Origin of the sequence: Limibacillus halophilus, from assembly GCF_014191775.1 — a bacterium.
Taxonomy (GTDB): Bacteria; Pseudomonadota; Alphaproteobacteria; order Kiloniellales; family CECT-8803; genus Limibacillus; species Limibacillus halophilus.
The window spans coordinates 452560-468947 of the sequence record NZ_JACHXA010000002.1; the positions used below are offsets into that span (position 1 = coordinate 452560).

17 protein-coding genes are annotated in these 16388 nt (G+C 60.0%); all 17 read right to left on the reverse strand.

Annotation, left to right across the window (positions count from 1 at the left end; translation table 11 throughout):
- Window positions 1–14: 14 nt before the first annotated feature.
- Window positions 15–461 carry a MaoC family dehydratase gene (locus FHR98_RS05250; protein WP_183415578.1) on the reverse strand — a complete coding sequence of 149 codons (447 nt, stop codon included), beginning with the start codon at window positions 459–461 and terminating at the stop codon, window positions 15–17.
- Window positions 462–487: 26 nt separating this feature from the next.
- A complete protein-coding gene (locus FHR98_RS05255; RefSeq protein ID WP_183415579.1) occupies window positions 488–1321 on the reverse strand; it encodes a PhzF family phenazine biosynthesis protein in 834 nt (277 codons plus the stop codon).
- A gap of 11 nt (window positions 1322–1332) precedes the next feature.
- Window positions 1333–2142, reverse strand: a complete 810-nt coding sequence (gene thiD, locus FHR98_RS05260) for a bifunctional hydroxymethylpyrimidine kinase/phosphomethylpyrimidine kinase (RefSeq protein ID WP_183415580.1) — start codon at window positions 2140–2142, stop codon at window positions 1333–1335.
- A gap of 9 nt (window positions 2143–2151) precedes the next feature.
- Window positions 2152–3510, reverse strand: coding sequence for a phosphoglucosamine mutase (gene glmM / locus FHR98_RS05265; protein ID WP_183415581.1), 1359 nt, complete (start codon window positions 3508–3510; stop codon window positions 2152–2154).
- A 104-nt stretch (window positions 3511–3614) separates the two neighbouring features.
- Window positions 3615–4715, reverse strand: a complete 1101-nt coding sequence (folP, locus tag FHR98_RS05270; protein ID WP_183415582.1) for a dihydropteroate synthase — start codon at window positions 4713–4715, stop codon at window positions 3615–3617.
- Between the two features lie 112 nt (window positions 4716–4827).
- Window positions 4828–6774, reverse strand: a complete 1947-nt coding sequence (ftsH, locus tag FHR98_RS05275) for an ATP-dependent zinc metalloprotease FtsH (protein WP_183415583.1) — start codon at window positions 6772–6774, stop codon at window positions 4828–4830.
- Window positions 6775–6855: 81 nt separating this feature from the next.
- Window positions 6856–8223 (reverse strand): tRNA lysidine(34) synthetase TilS, encoded by a 1368-nt coding sequence (gene tilS, locus FHR98_RS05280; RefSeq protein ID WP_183415584.1) that lies wholly within the window; start codon window positions 8221–8223, stop codon window positions 6856–6858.
- A complete protein-coding gene (gene ybgF / locus FHR98_RS05285) occupies window positions 8223–9284 on the reverse strand; it encodes a tol-pal system protein YbgF (protein WP_183415585.1) in 1062 nt (353 codons plus the stop codon). Before ybgF ends, tilS begins: the two co-directional genes overlap by 1 nt.
- A 214-nt stretch (window positions 9285–9498) precedes the next feature.
- Complete coding sequence (gene pal / locus FHR98_RS05290; protein WP_183415586.1) at window positions 9499–9981, reverse strand: peptidoglycan-associated lipoprotein Pal; 483 nt, start codon at window positions 9979–9981, stop codon at window positions 9499–9501.
- A 179-nt stretch (window positions 9982–10160) separates the two neighbouring features.
- Window positions 10161–11489, reverse strand: a complete 1329-nt coding sequence (gene tolB, locus FHR98_RS05295) for a Tol-Pal system beta propeller repeat protein TolB (RefSeq protein ID WP_183415587.1) — start codon at window positions 11487–11489, stop codon at window positions 10161–10163.
- A gap of 25 nt (window positions 11490–11514) precedes the next feature.
- Window positions 11515–12489 (reverse strand): cell envelope integrity protein TolA, encoded by a 975-nt coding sequence (gene tolA / locus FHR98_RS05300; protein WP_183415588.1) that lies wholly within the window; start codon window positions 12487–12489, stop codon window positions 11515–11517.
- 3 nt (window positions 12490–12492) lie between these two features.
- The gene (tolR, locus tag FHR98_RS05305) at window positions 12493–12960 is read right to left on the reverse strand and encodes a protein TolR (RefSeq protein ID WP_183415589.1); all 468 of its coding nucleotides are present in this window, start codon (window positions 12958–12960) and stop codon (window positions 12493–12495) included.
- Between the two features lie 3 nt (window positions 12961–12963).
- The gene (gene tolQ / locus FHR98_RS05310; protein WP_183415590.1) at window positions 12964–13692 is read right to left on the reverse strand and encodes a protein TolQ; all 729 of its coding nucleotides are present in this window, start codon (window positions 13690–13692) and stop codon (window positions 12964–12966) included.
- A 5-nt stretch (window positions 13693–13697) separates the two neighbouring features.
- Complete coding sequence (ybgC, locus tag FHR98_RS05315; RefSeq protein WP_183415591.1) at window positions 13698–14153, reverse strand: tol-pal system-associated acyl-CoA thioesterase; 456 nt, start codon at window positions 14151–14153, stop codon at window positions 13698–13700.
- Window positions 14150–15220 carry a Holliday junction branch migration DNA helicase RuvB gene (gene ruvB / locus FHR98_RS05320; RefSeq protein ID WP_183415592.1) on the reverse strand — a complete coding sequence of 357 codons (1071 nt, stop codon included), beginning with the start codon at window positions 15218–15220 and terminating at the stop codon, window positions 14150–14152. The genes ybgC and ruvB overlap by 4 nt, the downstream gene beginning before the upstream one ends.
- Entirely contained in the window at window positions 15217–15834 is a 618-nt protein-coding gene (ruvA, locus tag FHR98_RS05325) for a Holliday junction branch migration protein RuvA (protein ID WP_183415593.1), read from the reverse strand. The genes ruvB and ruvA overlap by 4 nt, the downstream gene beginning before the upstream one ends.
- A complete protein-coding gene (ruvC, locus tag FHR98_RS05330; RefSeq protein ID WP_183415594.1) occupies window positions 15831–16367 on the reverse strand; it encodes a crossover junction endodeoxyribonuclease RuvC in 537 nt (178 codons plus the stop codon). Before ruvC ends, ruvA begins: the two co-directional genes overlap by 4 nt.
- Window positions 16368–16388 lie beyond the last annotated feature (21 nt).

Sequence of the window (16388 nt, forward strand, 5' to 3'; positions counted from 1 at the left end):
CACCAGCGCCCGGCTTAGACCGTACGGCAGCGAAACATGTGCGTGATGTTATAGGTCATCACCGTCTCGCCATGCTGATTATCGACCCTATACTTCATGACCACGATGCCGCGGTCGGGTTTGCTCCGGCTCGCACGCTGTTCAACGACCTCCGCGGTGAGACCGAGTGTATCGCCGGGCCGAACCGGCCTCAGCCAACGCAGTTCGTCCATGCCGGGTGAACCCATTGAGCAGTGGTTGATCACATTGGCCTGGTAAAACATCCGAAAGGCGACCAGCAGGGTCTGAAACCCACTGGCGATCAGGCCGCCATAGGGGTTATCCAGGCACGTCGTATCGATGTGGAAAGGTTGCGGGTCGTAGGTGAAGGCAAAATCCAGAATCTGAGCCTCGCTCAGGCTGCAACGCGGCGCTGTGAAACTGCGCCCCGGCGTGAAATCTTCGAAGTAGAGTGCGGTCATCGATTTTACGTCCTCCGAGCCTGTCATCAGTCCGACAAATGGATCTTGCCGGTCATGTAGAGCGCGGCTTTGCCGGTCAGCAGCACACGGTCACCCGACAGGACACAAGCAAGCGTGCCGCCGCGCTTCGATATCTGTCGCGCCACCAAACGGGATTTACCCAACTCTTGCGCCCAGTAAGGCACAAGCACACAGTGCGCGGAGCCCGTAACCGGATCTTCGTCGATGCCCGCATGCGGCGCGAAATATCGCGATACGAAATCGCAGTGCACCGCGCTCGACGGATCAACGCCCGACGCGGTCACGATCAAGCCGTCACTTGCAAAGCCAGCGACCTGGCGGAAATCAGGGGCCACCGCCGCCACCGCAGCGGGGTCGGCAAGAACAGCCATCAACTTACCCGTGCCGTTCAGCGCCTGTAAGACGGCCAGCGGGGCGCTGCCCAGGGCCTGCTCCACCTGCTGACGCCGTTCAGCGCTCGCGGGCAACGGTGGCCGACTTGGAAAGTCGAGCGTCAGGTTGTCACCCTCCAATGTGACAAGCAATTCACCGGCAAGCGTATCGAATGCTATCCGCTTAGCGTCACGATCGAGGAAACGGCCGATGACATAGGCGCTGGCAAGGGTTGCGTGGCCGCAAAGATCCACCTCGTGGGCTGGCGTAAACCAACGCAGGGCATACCGGCCGGTTTCCTGGCGCACGAAATAAGCCGTTTCGGAGAGGTTGTTCTCTGCCGCGATAGCCAGCATCTGCTCGTCGCTCAACCAATGTTTCAAAGGCACGACAGCGGCTGGATTACCTGAAAAACTGCGCTCGGCGAAAGCGTCTATCTGGTAGAGATCAAGCTGCCTTTCCGCCATGACACTGCTCCCTAGAGATCATCCGGTCTAACGGTGACACAATGATTGACCGGCCCGCTGCCACGTCCCAGCCCAGGCGCACTGGCCAGGGCTGCACGCAGATATCGCCGTCCGCGGGCCACCGCGTCGGACAGGGTCATACCCTGCGCCAGACCCGTTGCTATCGCCGAGGCCAAGGTACAGCCGGTTCCATGATTCTCCTGCGTGTCGATCCGGCTGTCCGTAAAGCGTTCCACACCTGATCGGGTTACAAGTACGTCGGTCAGAACGTCGCCTTTCATGTGACCGCCTTTGACCAGTACCGCCGCCGCGCCCATGGCATGCAACTGCAGACCGGCGCGCTCCATTGCATCCGGATCACCGATGGAAAGCCCGGTCAATGCTTCGGCTTCTGGAATGTTCGGTGTGATGAGCGCCGCCAGCGGCAGCATCCGTGCTGCCAGGGTCGCAACCGCGGAATCCGCCAGCAATGAGGCACCGCTTTGGGCAATCATCACCGGATCGACAACGAGCGGAATACCGGCGCCTGCCGTCTCCAGGACTTCAGCGACCGCTTCTATGGTCGCCACATCATGCAGCATGCCGGTCTTGATGACATCGGCGCCGATATCTTCCAGTACAACCTGCATCTGCTGCTGGATGAAGGTCGGCGAGATAGCTTCAACACCGAAAACACCCTGGGTATTCTGAGCCGTCAAAGCCGTTATGGCTGTCGCCGCAAATCCACCCAGCGCCGTCACAGTCTTGATATCGGCCTGTATGCCCGCGCCACCGCCCGAGTCCGACCCTGCTACGATCAGGACGCGTCCATTACAGTGCATGTTATCTCTTTATCCCTTGCTAACGCCTGCAGCGGCAATCATCTCGGAAAGCCCGATCACAACCTTTTCCACACTAATCATGTCATCGCCTTCGGCCATGACGCGGATCACCGGTTCGGTGCCCGAGGGACGGATCACCAAACGTCCGGTTTTTCCCAAGCTCGCCTCGGCCTCTGCAATCGCAGCCTTCACTGACGGGGCATTCAAGACGGAACGGTCCACGACTCTGACCGAACGAAGGAGTTGAGGCAAAGGCTCGAAAACATGCACAACCTCGCTGGCCGGTCGTTGCCGTTCGACCAGGGCAGCCAGAACTTGCAGCGCCGCGATCAGACCGTCGCCGGTCGTCGTGTAGTCGGTCATAACGATATGGCCCGACTGCTCGCCGCCCAGATTAAAACCGCCGCCGCGCATACGCTCCACGACATAGCGATCACCCACGGGCGTGCGCTCCAGCGCGATACCTTCCGTTGCCAGGAAGCGCTCAAGACCCAGATTGGACATTACCGTCGCCACAACGGCACTGCCACGCAATCGCTGCTGGCGCTGCCATAGGGCTGCGATCAAGCCCATCACCTGATCGCCATCGATCACCTGACCGCGTTCGTCCACCAGAATCACCCGGTCCGCATCGCCATCCAACGCGACGCCAAGGTCGGCCTTTTCGGCAACCACCCGTTCTGCCAGGGCTTGCGGCGCAGTCGCACCACATCCGGCATTGATGTTGATGCCATCCGGTGTCACACCGATTGCCACCACTTCTGCGCCCAATTCGTAGAAGACGCGCGGCGCTACGGCGTAAGCGGCACCATGAGCGCAATCGACGACGACCTTGAGGCCCTGGAGAGTCATCTGACGCGGAAAGGATTGTTTGACGAACTCGATGTAACGGCCTCTGGCGTCATCCAACCGACGGGCACGCCCTAGGTCTTCCGCCGGAACGCGCAGGTCGGCTGTGCCCTGCGCGATGCGGTTTTCTATGGCGCTCTCCTCGGCATCGGACAACTTGAAGCCATCGGGACCGAAGAACTTGATCCCGTTATCGGCGAAGGGGTTGTGGGAGGCAGAGATCACAACGCCCAGGTCCGCGCGCAGCGTGCGTGTCAGCATACCCACCGCTGGCGTCGGCACTGGACCCAACAGCACAACGTCCATACCCACAGAGATGAACCCCGCGGTCAGCGCTGGTTCGAGCATGTAGCCGGATAGACGCGTATCCTTGCCGATCACCGCCAGCGCGTGTCTTTCACGCCGAAACCGCGAGCCTGTTGCCATGGCAAGGGAAAGCGCCATCTCGGCGGTCACCGGCTCGCTGTTGGCGCGCCCTCGCACTCCGTCGGTTCCAAAAAGATTTCGCGTCTTGGTCATCGTCCGCCCTATGGACCCGTCATCCGGAAAAGCTCAATCGACAAGAGATTGAATGAAGCCCTATAGCAGCAATAAGGCCACTGCAAGGCAAGCCCGGATCGCGATTAAGAGCTAGGCGCAGATGCAATGGCTTGCTGAAGGGTCAAAGCCTGGCGGGTTTGAGCCACATCATGCACCCGAACCATCTGCACGGCGCGCTCCACCCCAGCAAGAGCACAGGCCAGCGACCCGGCCAAGCGGTCCTTGGGTGCTTCGTCACGACTCAAACCGCCGATGAAGCGCTTCCGACTAGCACCCAACAGCACGGCACAACCTGTGCCGTGAAAAGCCGCCAGCCGGTCAAGTAACGTCAAGTTATGGCCCACCGTCTTGCCAAAACCGATACCCGGGTCTACGGCGATTTTATCCTTGCTGATTCCGGCTGCCTCGCAGGCCGCCACCCGCTGGCAGAGATAATCGAAGACCTCGGCCGTTACATCGTCGTACCGCGGATCTTTCTGCATGGTTTCAGGCTTACCCTGAATGTGCATCAGAATGACCGGCAGAGCCAGCTCCGCCGCAACAGAAAGACTGTCCGGGTCGTAGCTCAATGCAGTAACGTCGTTGATAATACTTGCCCCAGCCGCAGCCGCCTCGCGCATGACCATAGCCCGGCGGGTGTCGATGGACACCGCTGCCCCCCGTTCAGCTAAGCCGCGCACGACAGGCAGTACCCGACGCAACTCTTCCTCGACGGAAACCGGGGCCGCACCGGGCCGCGTCGACTCACCGCCGATATCCAGTATATCCGCGCCGGCCTCCAGCATCGCCAAGCCAGCCTCGATCGCCACGCCGCCATCATAGCGATCACCGCCATCGGAAAAGCTATCCGGCGTCACATTGATGATACCCATGATCTTCGGGCGACCGAGGTCGAGATCCGCAAAAGCTGCACGCGGTTGGGTCAGGTTCCGCAGCAACGCCGCGATGGTATCCTTCTCCAACGGACACTGCAGCGTGGCCCAAGCAAGCAATTCATCCGTTGGCAGGATGGCGCGCGCAATCTCTGCTTTGCCCTGGCGCACCGTGACCTCGCAATGGGTAAACGCCATCGGACCACCGACCAGCGGTAGGGCGCCGGCGCGTTGGTGGTCGCCCCTGGCCAGACCAAGCGGCAGCAGTAGAACTGTTCGCGCAAGCGTTGCGCCCCCCGATCGTTCAGTCATCTCCCCCACCTAACAGGCCTCCCCGAAAGCAAAGAAGCGACTGACACACAATCAGTCGCTTCTTTCACAAAACAATGCTCTTCAACACGCTCGAAACCGGTGGCCTTGTACGTCAGCTACCGGGCTGCGGCTCAGGCGAAAGCCCCCCGGGGGCGCCCTTGTCGCTACCCTTGGGATGGCCGCTGCTGGGAACCGAGGCGCGTCGCCCCGCACTGCCACCCGCGGCAGCATCGCCGGCACCTGGGTCCGACCGATCGATGGTCTCGCCCCGCAGGAGAGCCTGGACATCCGCCCCGGAAAGCGTTTCGAACTCCAGCAATCCCTTGGCGATCTTGTGCAGATCGTCGATGTGCTCCTTCAAGACTTCCGTCGCCTTGACTTCTGAGGTGTCGATGATACGGCGTATTTCTTCGTCGATCAGCTTGGCTGTCGCCTCTGAAATGTGTTGCGCGCGCGCCACCGAATGACCAAGGAAGACTTCCTCTTGATTGTCCTCGTAACGCAACGGACCGAGCTTCTCGCTCATACCCCATTCCGTTACCATGCGCCGCGCGAGATTGGTTGCTTGCTGAATATCGTTGCCCGCGCCCGTGGTAATGTTTGCATTGCCGTAGATCAGTTCTTCTGCGACACGACCGCCGAACATCATCGCGAGCTTGGCCATGATCTCGTTCTTCTTGAAGCCGTAGCGATCACGCTCAGGCAGATTCATGGTCACGCCCAGCGCCCGTCCGCGCGGTATGATGGTTACCTTATGCAGAGGATCGTTGCCCGGCACGAAGAGCCCGACCAACGCATGGCCCGCCTCGTGGTAGGCGGTCAGTTCCTTTTCGTCCTCGGTCATCACCATCGAGCGCCGCTCGGCCCCCATCAGAACCTTGTCTTTAGCGGATTCGAAATCCGACTGCGTCACCACGCGCTTACCGGAACGGGCGGCGATCAAAGCCGCCTCGTTTACCAGGTTAGCGAGGTCGGCGCCGGAGAAGCCCGGTGTACCCCGGGCCAGAACCCTGGCCTCGACATCTGGTGCAAGCGGGACCTTGCGCATGTGCACCCGCAAAATCTGCTCGCGGCCTAAAACATCGGGGTTGGGAACCACCACCTGACGGTCAAAGCGGCCCGGGCGCAGCAAGGCCGGGTCGAGAACATCGGGGCGGTTGGTCGCAGCGATCAGAATAACGCCCTCATTGGACTCAAAACCGTCCATTTCGACCAGCAGCTGGTTGAGGGTCTGTTCGCGCTCGTCATTGCCGCCGCCAAGGCCGGCGCCGCGATGACGGCCAACCGCATCGATCTCGTCGATGAAGATGATGCAGGGTGCATTTTTCTTACCCTGCTCGAACATGTCGCGGACGCGGCTTGCGCCAACACCCACAAACATCTCAACGAAATCGGAGCCCGAAATGGTGAAGAAAGGCACATTCGCCTCACCTGCGATGGCGCGGGCCAGAAGCGTCTTGCCAGTCCCCGGCGGGCCAACAAGCAGCACACCCTTGGGGATGCGCCCGCCCAACCGCTGGAACTTATGCGGATCGCGCAAAAACTCGACGATCTCCTCCAGCTCCTGCTTGGCCTCCTCGATACCCGCCACATCCTCGAACGTGACACGGCCGGTTTTCTCGGTCAGCAGGCGCGCGCGTGACTTGCCAAAACCCATGGCTTTGCCACTGCCGGACTGCATCTGCCGCATGAAGAATATCCAAACGCCGATCAAAAGCAGCATCGGGAACCAAGAGACCAGGATCGAAAGCAGTGCATTGGGTTCTTCTTCCGGCGCTGCTTGAACCCGGACACCTGCCTGCATCAACTGATCGATGATCTGCGCGTCGTTGGGCGGCGAGTAAGTTTGGAAACTTGTCCCATCAGAAAGATGGCCAGATATCTTTTCGCCTTGGATCACGACATCGCGGACACCACTCGATGTCACACGTTCAACGAAGTCGGAGTAGGCGAGTTGTTGCTGTACTCCACGAGGCCCACTTCCCTGAAACACGCTGAACAGCGCGAAGAGAAGTAAGATAACGACAATCCATAGCGCTGCGTTGCGGCTGAAGTTCACGTCTTTTCCGTCCTCTGCGGTACGTTGCCAAGTCTATCACGGATGGACATGGCGCGCCGCTTTCAATTAATCCGTCCTAAGCTAGATAATGTGCCTTTCGTTCTGGACAACTGTAAAGCCTCCAGCAGAAAGTGGAAAAATTGGCCTAAAGCGGCATTTTACCGCTAAATCTTTCGGCCAATCGGGGCAGTACCAGCCTGTGAGCGGTACGGCAACCAATTTGTCACCCTGCCAAATCGCCGGAATTGCCAGGCGGGCCGGATGTGGTTTGGCTCGCAGGCTACTTTCGGCATTAGCAGCGCAAAGCCCCTTCCAGCCTTTGTTTCCAAGGGCTGCCGCGCGAAATCCCCGATCTCCCAGCCGTTCGCCATAACCGGCCTCGACGGAAACCGAGAGGAGAAATCTGCCGTCCCATAGAAATTGAGCCTCAACCATGGGCTGGGATGTCGTAAGAGCTAACTCGCGAAAGATCAACAAATCGTCAAGACGGCCTTCGATCAAACAACCGCCCAAGGTGCGACGAAATGACTTTCCAGCAGCAATCTCGGACAGCAATCCCTCAAGGGCGCGCCCACGCGGCGGGTAGACGGCGCCGCCGACCGTCATCAAGGCCCGTGCCAGCAGTGCCTTCGCATCGGTATCAGAACCTTGCTTTAATGCGCCGCGCTCAAGCAGCAAGCAGCCAAAGGGGTCCAGTCGCGCATGGCGCGCGAACCAGTTGGCCAACCGCCTTTCAGTCTGGTCTCTCACAAAGCCATGTCCGCGCGCACTGTCCGCCAACTCACCGACCCTGCCGGCAGCGTCTGTCTGCAATTCCTCGCGCAGGCGCACGCGGGTGAAGCGGCGATCCCTATTACTGGGATCTTCGATCCAGGCCAGCTCCCGATCAGACAAGAAGCACCTCAAATCTTGTGGATTGACCGCCAGCAAGGGCCTGACCAATCGCAAATCCGGCAGATCACGGATTGCAGGCATAGCACTCAGGCCGCTCTCCCCACTGCCTTTGCGCTGCCGCAGAATCAGCGTTTCGGCTTGGTCCAACGCGTGATGGCCCAGAAAAAGGTGCAAAACCGTATGTTCGCGGCACCATTCAAACATCAACCGGTAGCGAGCGTCCCGCGCTGCAGCCTGAATCCCGCTGGCCGGGCGGGGGCCGCTCCAGGTTAGGATTTCCTGCCTGATACCCAATCCGTCCAGCACTTTGCCGGTCGCCTCGGCTTCGGCTCGCGCGTTTTCCCGCAAACCATGATCCACGGTCAAAGCCGTTACCATCCCGCCCAAAGAGACAACTTGCTCGTGAAGAAGAACCGTCAGCGCGAGAGAATCAGCGCCACCTGAACAGGCTACCGCGAAATGGGGGCTATTCTCGTAGGGGCCAAAGCGTTCCATCGCGAACTTGAAAGCCGCGACAGTACGTTGAGCACCGCCTGACAGCGCGCGTTCCTGCATTAAGAACAGCCGAAGCGTTGGCGTTCCAACTGAACCTTCTGCTGTATATTGGCCGGGGCGGTCGGAAACCGCTGCTGCAACTGCGCAAACGTGGCGCAGGCATTTTCATTGTCACCAAGCTGACCCAAAGCCATACCCAGCTTCAGAAGGTTATCCGGTGCCTTTGCGCTGTTAGGAAACTCCTGGAAGCCTTCAGCGAAGGTCACCGCCGCATTCTGGTAGTCGCCACGCACGTAATAGGTTTCTCCCAGCCAGTACTTGGCGTTGGATGAAAGAATATGATCGGGATGCTTCTCAAGGAACGAACCCAGCGCCACTTCTGCCTCGTCAAAGCGGGTTTGACGTAAAAGGCTCAGAGCGAACTCATACTGCGCTTCGACCGAACCTTCCGGCAAGGTCACCTTGACCGGTGCGGAAGCGGTTTGCTGCCCAGCGGCAGCGCTCGTCCCTGCCGTGGCATCCGCAGGTTTGTTTTGTTGCACGCGGGCCAGTTCATTCTCACTGACTTGCCCAAGCACGCCAGGCTGCGGGGCGCTTCCCTCCGGTAATGCCGTAGCGGTGCCGCCGGTGCCAGTGTCCGTTGTTGCCGCGCCGGCGCCGGAAGCCGCGCTACCTGCATCCGTACCTTCGGAACTCGCACTGCCGAGCGCAGCGGCGCCGGCGGGGTTACCACCTTCAAGCACCGTTAAGCGATAATCCACGTCGGCGGAAAGTTTATCCAAGCGTTCCTGGTTCTGGGTGATTCGAAAGCTCATCTCTTCGATTTGGCCACGAAGCTGACGCAAGCTTTGCTCCAACTCACCCATACGCACCTCCAGGCGCGCGGCACTACCGGCAGGCAGTTCAGACGCTGCACTACTGCCGGTCGCAGTCCCACCCTGATAAACTGTCCGCTGCAGATCGGTCAGTTCGCGCTGCAGACGATCCACCTGATTCTGCAGTGCCTGTACGTCCTGCGCGTGGGCTTGCGGCTGTAGGGCCAGAAGCACTAACAAAGCCAGGGCGCCAAGGTAGGCGCGATTGCTTTGCAACATTCGAGAAAAGGCATTCAGTTCAGGCATGTAAGACACTCTCACAGGATTTCGGCCATTAGACATTAACCATTGTCGCACGGAATGGCTAAACCGCAGCGCACTCCAAAGGATGTCCGAAGTCTAACCGAGCTTTACGCCGTTTGTTGGCAGAATTATGGCGATCATGGATCGATGACTCAAAGCAAAGGGCGCTTGCCGTCGCCAGCAAGCGCCCTCCGGTATCAAAATATCGCTGGCGGGCTTAGTTAACCAAGAAGACCGCGCGACGATTCTGTGCCCAGGATGCTTCGTTGGACCCTAACACAGCAGGCCGTTCCTCGCCGTAGGACACCGTCCGCAAGCGGCCGGAGCTCACACCGAGAGCCGTGAGGTAATCGCGAGCAGAGGTGGCACGGCGATCACCGAGCGCCAAGTTGTACTCGCGCGTACCGCGCTCATCGGCGTGACCTTCGATGGTCAAGGTCACCGACGGGTTGGTATTCAGCCATGCTGCAACTCGGTCGAGAGTGGCGCGAGCATCGCTCTGCAGATCATACTGGTCGAGACCAAAGAAGACTCGGTCGCCAACATTGACAACGAGGTCTTCTTGAGTGCCCGGCGTCGGGCCTGCGACCGGTGCGGCCTGCTGGCCGCTGCTCATGCTGTCGCCACCGTCCTTGGGCGTTGATTCACACGCCGTCAGGAGGATGAGGGCCGCGAAAATAGAAAGGAATTTGAAGCGCATAGTATCGATCCCTTCAGTACCCTTGACCGCATTGCTTCCCATTATGGGTCATGGCCAAGGTTGTGTGTTTCGCTTGGGAAAGTGCGTTTGTGCCGCGTGGCAACCTGTCCCCTGTTTCAACTGCGGCTCCCCCCATCGATCCCTGGGCCGCTCGTTTGCCAGACTATACTGGTCGGATATTACGGAATCAAGGGCGACCAAGCTGGATCCGAGGCGTCAATGGGCGTGAGCAACTGGCGGTCATTGAAGCCCGTCAGGTCGATCGTGTAGATCTTGCTCGACACCTCTCCACGGCTGTTCGCCCGCCCCTGGCGGTAGTAGGCAAGCACGCGCCCATTTGGCGCCCATGTCGGCGCCTCGACACGGAAATCGCGCACCAACATTCGCTCACCGCTGCCGTCCGGCCGCATGACGCCGATGTAAAACTCACCCTTGAACAACCGGGTAAAGGCGATCAAGTCGCCGCGCGGCGACCAGACCGGTGTTGCATAGCGTCCTTCGCCAAACGTGATACGACGCACGTTCGAGCCGTCGACATTCATCACGTAGAGTTGCTGGCTGCCGCCGCGGTCCGAATTGAAGACCACCTGGCTGCCATCGGGCGAATAGGATGGCGAAATATCAATGGAAGGGTCCGAGGTCAGGCGGCGTAATTCGCGCGTCCGCAGGTCAAGCGTGAACACATCCGAATTTCCGTCCCGCGCCAAACTCATGATAACGCTGTTCCCATTCGGCGAAAAACGGGGCGCAAAGGACATGCCCGGAAAATCGCCCAGTACTTCCTGCTGGCCGGTATTGAGATTGAAGAGATAGACCCTGGGAGTCCCATTAACGTAAGAAACGTAAGTGATTTCCTGGTTTGTCGGCGAGAACCGGGGGGTTAGAACCAGGTCGCTTCCGTCTGTCAGGAAGCGGTGGTTGGCGCCGTCCTGATCCATGATGGCCAGCCTCTTAACACGGCGGTTCTGCGCGCCGCTTTCAGCAATGTAGACAATACGGGTGTCGAAGTACCCTTCCTCGCCCGTCAGCCGCTTGTAGACCGAATCAGCGATGATGTGGGCGACGCGCCGCCAGTTTGCCGGGGTCGTCGCGTAAGCCAGGCCGAGCATCTGCTGCTGGGCGAAAACGTCCCAAAGGCGGAATTCAATCCGGAGGCGACCGTCGCCCTGCAATTCGGCGGTGCCGGCCACCAAGGCTTGAGTCTTGAGAACGCTCCACTCGCCAAAGCGCGGTGTTAGCGCGGTCGACTTCGCATCCTGAATGAACGACAGCGGGTCGAGCGGCACGAACAGGCCGGAACGCTCCAGATCGGCGCTTACTACGTTGGCGATATCCTGCCCCATGCGCGCCGCCTCGGGATTGTCCGAGTAAAAGGCGGAAATGGCGATCGGCAGGGGCTCGATGGTGCCGCGCGTGATGTCGATGCGCAACTCAGCGCGCGCATGCAACGGTGACAGCGCGACAAAGACGAGCAGCAAAAAGCTCACAAGGCTCAGGGTGCGTCTCATGGTTACTCTTTTCCTCCTTGGGGCCTTATAGCATTTTCGAGGGGTCGAATCGCATCGTGATCTGACGCCAGGTGTCATACTTCTTCAAGGGCACGGGCAAGGGTTGGCAGCGGAAAACCGCACGCAGCGCGCTTTCGGCAGCGGCGCGATAGAAAGGATCGCCGCCCATACGCGCCCGATCCACGACTTCTGCCTGGCTCACCGTACCGTCCGGATTCATGAAGAGCCTGATTTCAACGATCAAATTCTCTGCATTGCGGGCGCCGGCAGGCACGTTCCAGCAGCCTTCGATCTTTCGGCGGATGGCGTCGATCTCGCTAATCGTCATTGGCTTGCTGGAAAGCTGCGCCGTCTCCGTCGGTTGCGGCTGCGGATCTTTCTTCGGCTGATCCTGCTCCTTGGCCGCCGGCTTAAGGTCCTTCAGCACGTTGTTGAGGATGGAATCCAATGAGCTGTCGGCTTTCTTGACTGGTTCCTTTTCCTGCGGCTTTTCGGCCAACTGGGGCGGCTTCGGTTTTTCCAACGGCACGGGAGGTGCCGGCGGCGGTGTTTCATCGACGCGCTCTTCCTTCGGTGCCGGCACGGGATCGGGCAGCGGAGTTGGCTCCGGTTCCGGCTTGGGAGGCGCTTCCGCAACCTGGGGCGGTGGCTCAGGCTGAGGAATGGGCGTCGGCTCCTTGACCGGTTCAGGTTGCTTGGGTTCCGGAATCGGCTCCGGCTCATTCTTCGGTAAGGGCGGCGGTGTCGGCGGCTCCGATTTCTGCGGTGGCGGCGGTGGCGGCGCCTTTGCCGCTTGAGTCGGCTCGGGGCGTGGCGTCGGCTTTTCCGGTGGCGCTTCCTTGGCTGGCTTTGCTGTTGTCACATCGTCGATGGTCACGACCTCGATCGGGACAGCGGGCGCGATCTCAAGCGGTTCCTGCTTGAACAACGGTAATCCTATTGCCATCAGCGCAATCACGCTGACGTGGAAGGTTGCAGAAAGGATGACCGCGCGGCGCATGGATCAGCCACCGCTTCCCTGTTTGGAAGCTCCCTTGTCGCGCGGCATCTCTGCGATCAAGGCGACCTTCTTGAATCCGGCGGCGTTGACCAGCCCCATGACTTCCATAATGCGGCCATAGGCGATCGCTCGGTCGCCACGCACGAAAATCTTGGCGTCTGGATTGCTGCCGGTAATGGCAATCAGGCGCGGCACCAGCTTTTCCAGATCAATGTTGGTGTCCTGCAGATAAACGCTGCCCTCGCGATCCACGGAAATAACCAACGGCTCCTGTGGATCAGAGATCATCTGCGCTTCGGTTTCTGGCAAATCGACAGGCACGCCAACGGTTAGCAAGGGCGCCGTCACCATGAAGACGATCAGCAGCACCAGCATCACGTCCACAAAGGGCGTGACGTTTATTTCGGATAGCGGGCGATAACGCTGACTGCGCCGCCCTCTGCCACTACCATGGATGACGCCTCCGGCCATGACTCAGTCCTCATCTTCAAGTTGACGGGACAGGATCGAACTGAATTCGCCGGCAAAGTTCTCCAGCCTCTGGGCATAGCGTCCCATGTCGTTCGACAACTTGTTGTAGGCGATAACCGCTGGAATTGCGGCAACCAGACCGAGTGCGGTGGCAAAAAGCGCCTCGGCGATGCCAGGCGCCACGACAGCAAGACTGGTGTTCTTCGAGGCGGCGATGGAGGTGAAGGCGTTCATGATGCCCCAAACCGTGCCGAAAAGCCCGATGAACGGCGCCGCCGAACCGGTAGAAGCCAAAAAGATCATATGACGTTCCAAGCGCTCCATTTCCCGGCCCAAGGCAATGTCCATCACCCGCTCCAGGCGCAAACGCAGGCCCGCACGCGCACTCTCGCTGTCGAGCGAGCGCCCGATACTGCGTCGCCACTCACGCATGGCCGAAACGAAGACCGCCGACATGGGATCGTTGGGCCGGTCGCTCATCCTGTCATAGAGGTCTTCCAGGGAGCCGCCAGACCAGAAGGTTTCCTCGAACTGGTTGGCGCGTGCCTTCAGGCGTCGCAGCTTCATCGACTTATCGATGATGATGGCCCAGCACCAAACCGATGCGGCCAGCAACAGGAGAATCACCAGCTTGACGATCGTATCGGCCTGTAAAAAAAGCGCCCAGACCGAGAAGTCGTGGGGCACTACCGACCCGCCGAGGGTCACGCTGTCAATCGCTTGTTGTTCCATGACGTCTAGTCTGCCTTCCCTTCTCTCGTGAACAGCTCCAAACTCGCCTTTACCATGGATGGCACCCGCGCCGGGCGGCCGTCCTCCCGCAGGCAGACGATCCACACCTCAAGATCGGTCAGCCTGTCGCCATCGCGCCAGATTTCCTGCTGCATCTTTATCCTCGCCGCCGTCATCGCCTCGACCCGCGTCTTAACAATGATCCGGTCATCGAGGCGCGCAGGTTGGCGATAATGAATCTGACAGCTTGATACGGCAAAAATGAGGCCGTTTTGTGCCCTAAAAGCTTGTTGTTCTATCCCTGCATGGCGCAGCATCTCGGTCCGCGCGCGCTCGGCGAAGCGCAGATAGTTCGCGTAATAGACGATGCCTCCGGCATCGGTATCCTCGTAATAGATGCGCAATGGCAGGCAATACCAATCGTCTTGCCTAAATCCAGCAGCTTCGGATTCGGAGGTCATAGATCCTCCCCATCTTCACTGACGGCCGTCTCATCAGCGTCCAACAGATCGTATTGATTGCGCTCCAACCCCTTGGGCGGCGTCAACCCCAGGTATTCATAACCGCCCCGCGTCAGCATGCGGCCTCGCGGCGTTCGCTGTAGCAGACCCTGTTGAATCAAATAGGGTTCGATCACTTCCTCCAGCACGTCGCGCTGCTCGGAAAGGGCTGCGGCCAATGTTTCCACGCCCACTGGACCGCCGCTGTAAACATCGGCAATGCAGTGTAGGTAGCGCCGATCCATGGCGTCCAAGCCGCGGGGGTCGACGCCCAGCCGCAACAGGGCCGCATCGGCAATCTTTCGGTCTATCCGTCCGTCGCCGGCCACCGCCGCAAAATCTCGGACACGGCGGAGTAGCCGCCCGGCAACGCGCGGCGTTCCCCGTGATCGCCGTGCAACTTCAAGCGCGCCCTCCTCATCCATTTCGATACCCAATACCCTGGTGCCGCGCTCGACGATCAGCCGTAGTTCCTCGGGTTGGTAGAAGTTGAGCCGTAGAGGAATGCCAAAACGTTCGCGCAAGGGCGTGGTGATCAAACCAGAGCGGGTTGTTGCCCCCACCAGTGTAAAGGGTGGCAGGTCGATCCGAACCGAGCGGGCCGCCGGACCTTCACCGATGATGAGATCCAGCACGAAATCCTCCATCGCCGGGTAGAGGATTTCCTCCACCGCCGGATTGAGTCGATGAATCTCGTCGATGAAGAGCACATCATGCGGCTGCAGGTTCGTCAGAATGGCCGCCAGGTCACCCGCCCGCGCGACGACCGGCCCCGAGGTGGCGCGGAAGCCGACGCCCATTTCACGGGCGACGATCTGAGCAAGCGTCGTCTTGCCAAGTCCCGGAGGGCCGAACAGCAGCACGTGATCCAGCGCGTCACCGCGTTTGCGGGCCGCCTCGATGAAAATCTGTAGATTCTCACGCAACTGCTTCTGACCGATGAAATCGGCCATGCGCAGAGGCCGCATCCCATTGTCGAGAGTGTCGTCCCCTTGCTCTTCGCGTGAAACCAACCGATCTTCGCTCATGCCGATAGATCCTTGAGACCGTCACGTATCAGGGATTCGACGCTGCTATCCTTGCCCTGGGCCTTCATCGCCTTAGCCACCGCCGTGAAAGCCTCCGCCCGGCGATACCCCAGGTTGACCAAGGCCGAAATCGCGTCCTCCGCTGCGCCGGAAAGCCCGCCCGCTGGCAAGGCTGCCGCAGAATCGCCGATTTGCGCTGCCGCACCCAACGCCATGTTGGTGACTTTGTCCTTCAGCTCCAAGACAAGCCGCCCCGCCAGTTTCGGACCCACGCCGCTGGCCCGGGTGAGAGATGCCTTGTCCTGTGCCGCCACTGCTTGCGTCAACTGTTCGGGAGACAGCACCGAGAGGATCGAGAGCGCGTGCCGGGTGCCGACACCCTGCACGCCCAGCAGCAAGCGGAACCAGTCGCGTTCGGCGACATCAAGGAAACCGTAGAGATGGATATGGTCCTCTCTGACGTGGGTCTCGATCAACAAACTACGCAACTCGCCACGCGGCAAAGCGCCGGAGGTGCGCGCAGAAGCAAAGACCAGATAGCCGACGCCGTTCACATCAAGGATCACCGCATCGCCGTCAAAACCCTCAACCAAGCCCGTTAGCTTGCCAATCATCGGCGTCGCCTCCCGGCTAGGGCCATCTGCAGGGGATCTTCACCGCCGCGCGTCCACTTACGATCGGTTTCACGGTTATGCGCATGGCAGATGGCCAACGCCAGCGCATCCGCTGAATCCGCATTCTTAATCTCGCAACCCGGCAGCAATCGCTGGACCATCATCTGCACCTGCTCCTTGGTGGCATGGCCCGTCCCCACGACCGACTTCTTGACGATCATCGGCAGGTACTCACCCACAAGCAGGCCCGCAAGGGCCGGCGTCAGGAGTGCGATCCCCCGTGCCATCCCAAGCTTCAAGGTCGAGGCCGGATTCTTGTTGGCGAGCGACACCTCGACCGCCGCCTCGTCGGGTTCCTGCGCCGCCATCACCGCCTCGATTCCCCGGTGAAGCTGCACCAGGCGATCAGCGAGTTCGGCCTTATCATCCGAGGTGATCACACCATTGGCGACATGAACCAAGCGCGTGCCCTCGGCGTCTATGACGCCCCAGCCGGTACGGCGAAGGCCGGGATCCAATCCGAGGACGCGCATGTTGTCCTTCCGTCTTTCAAG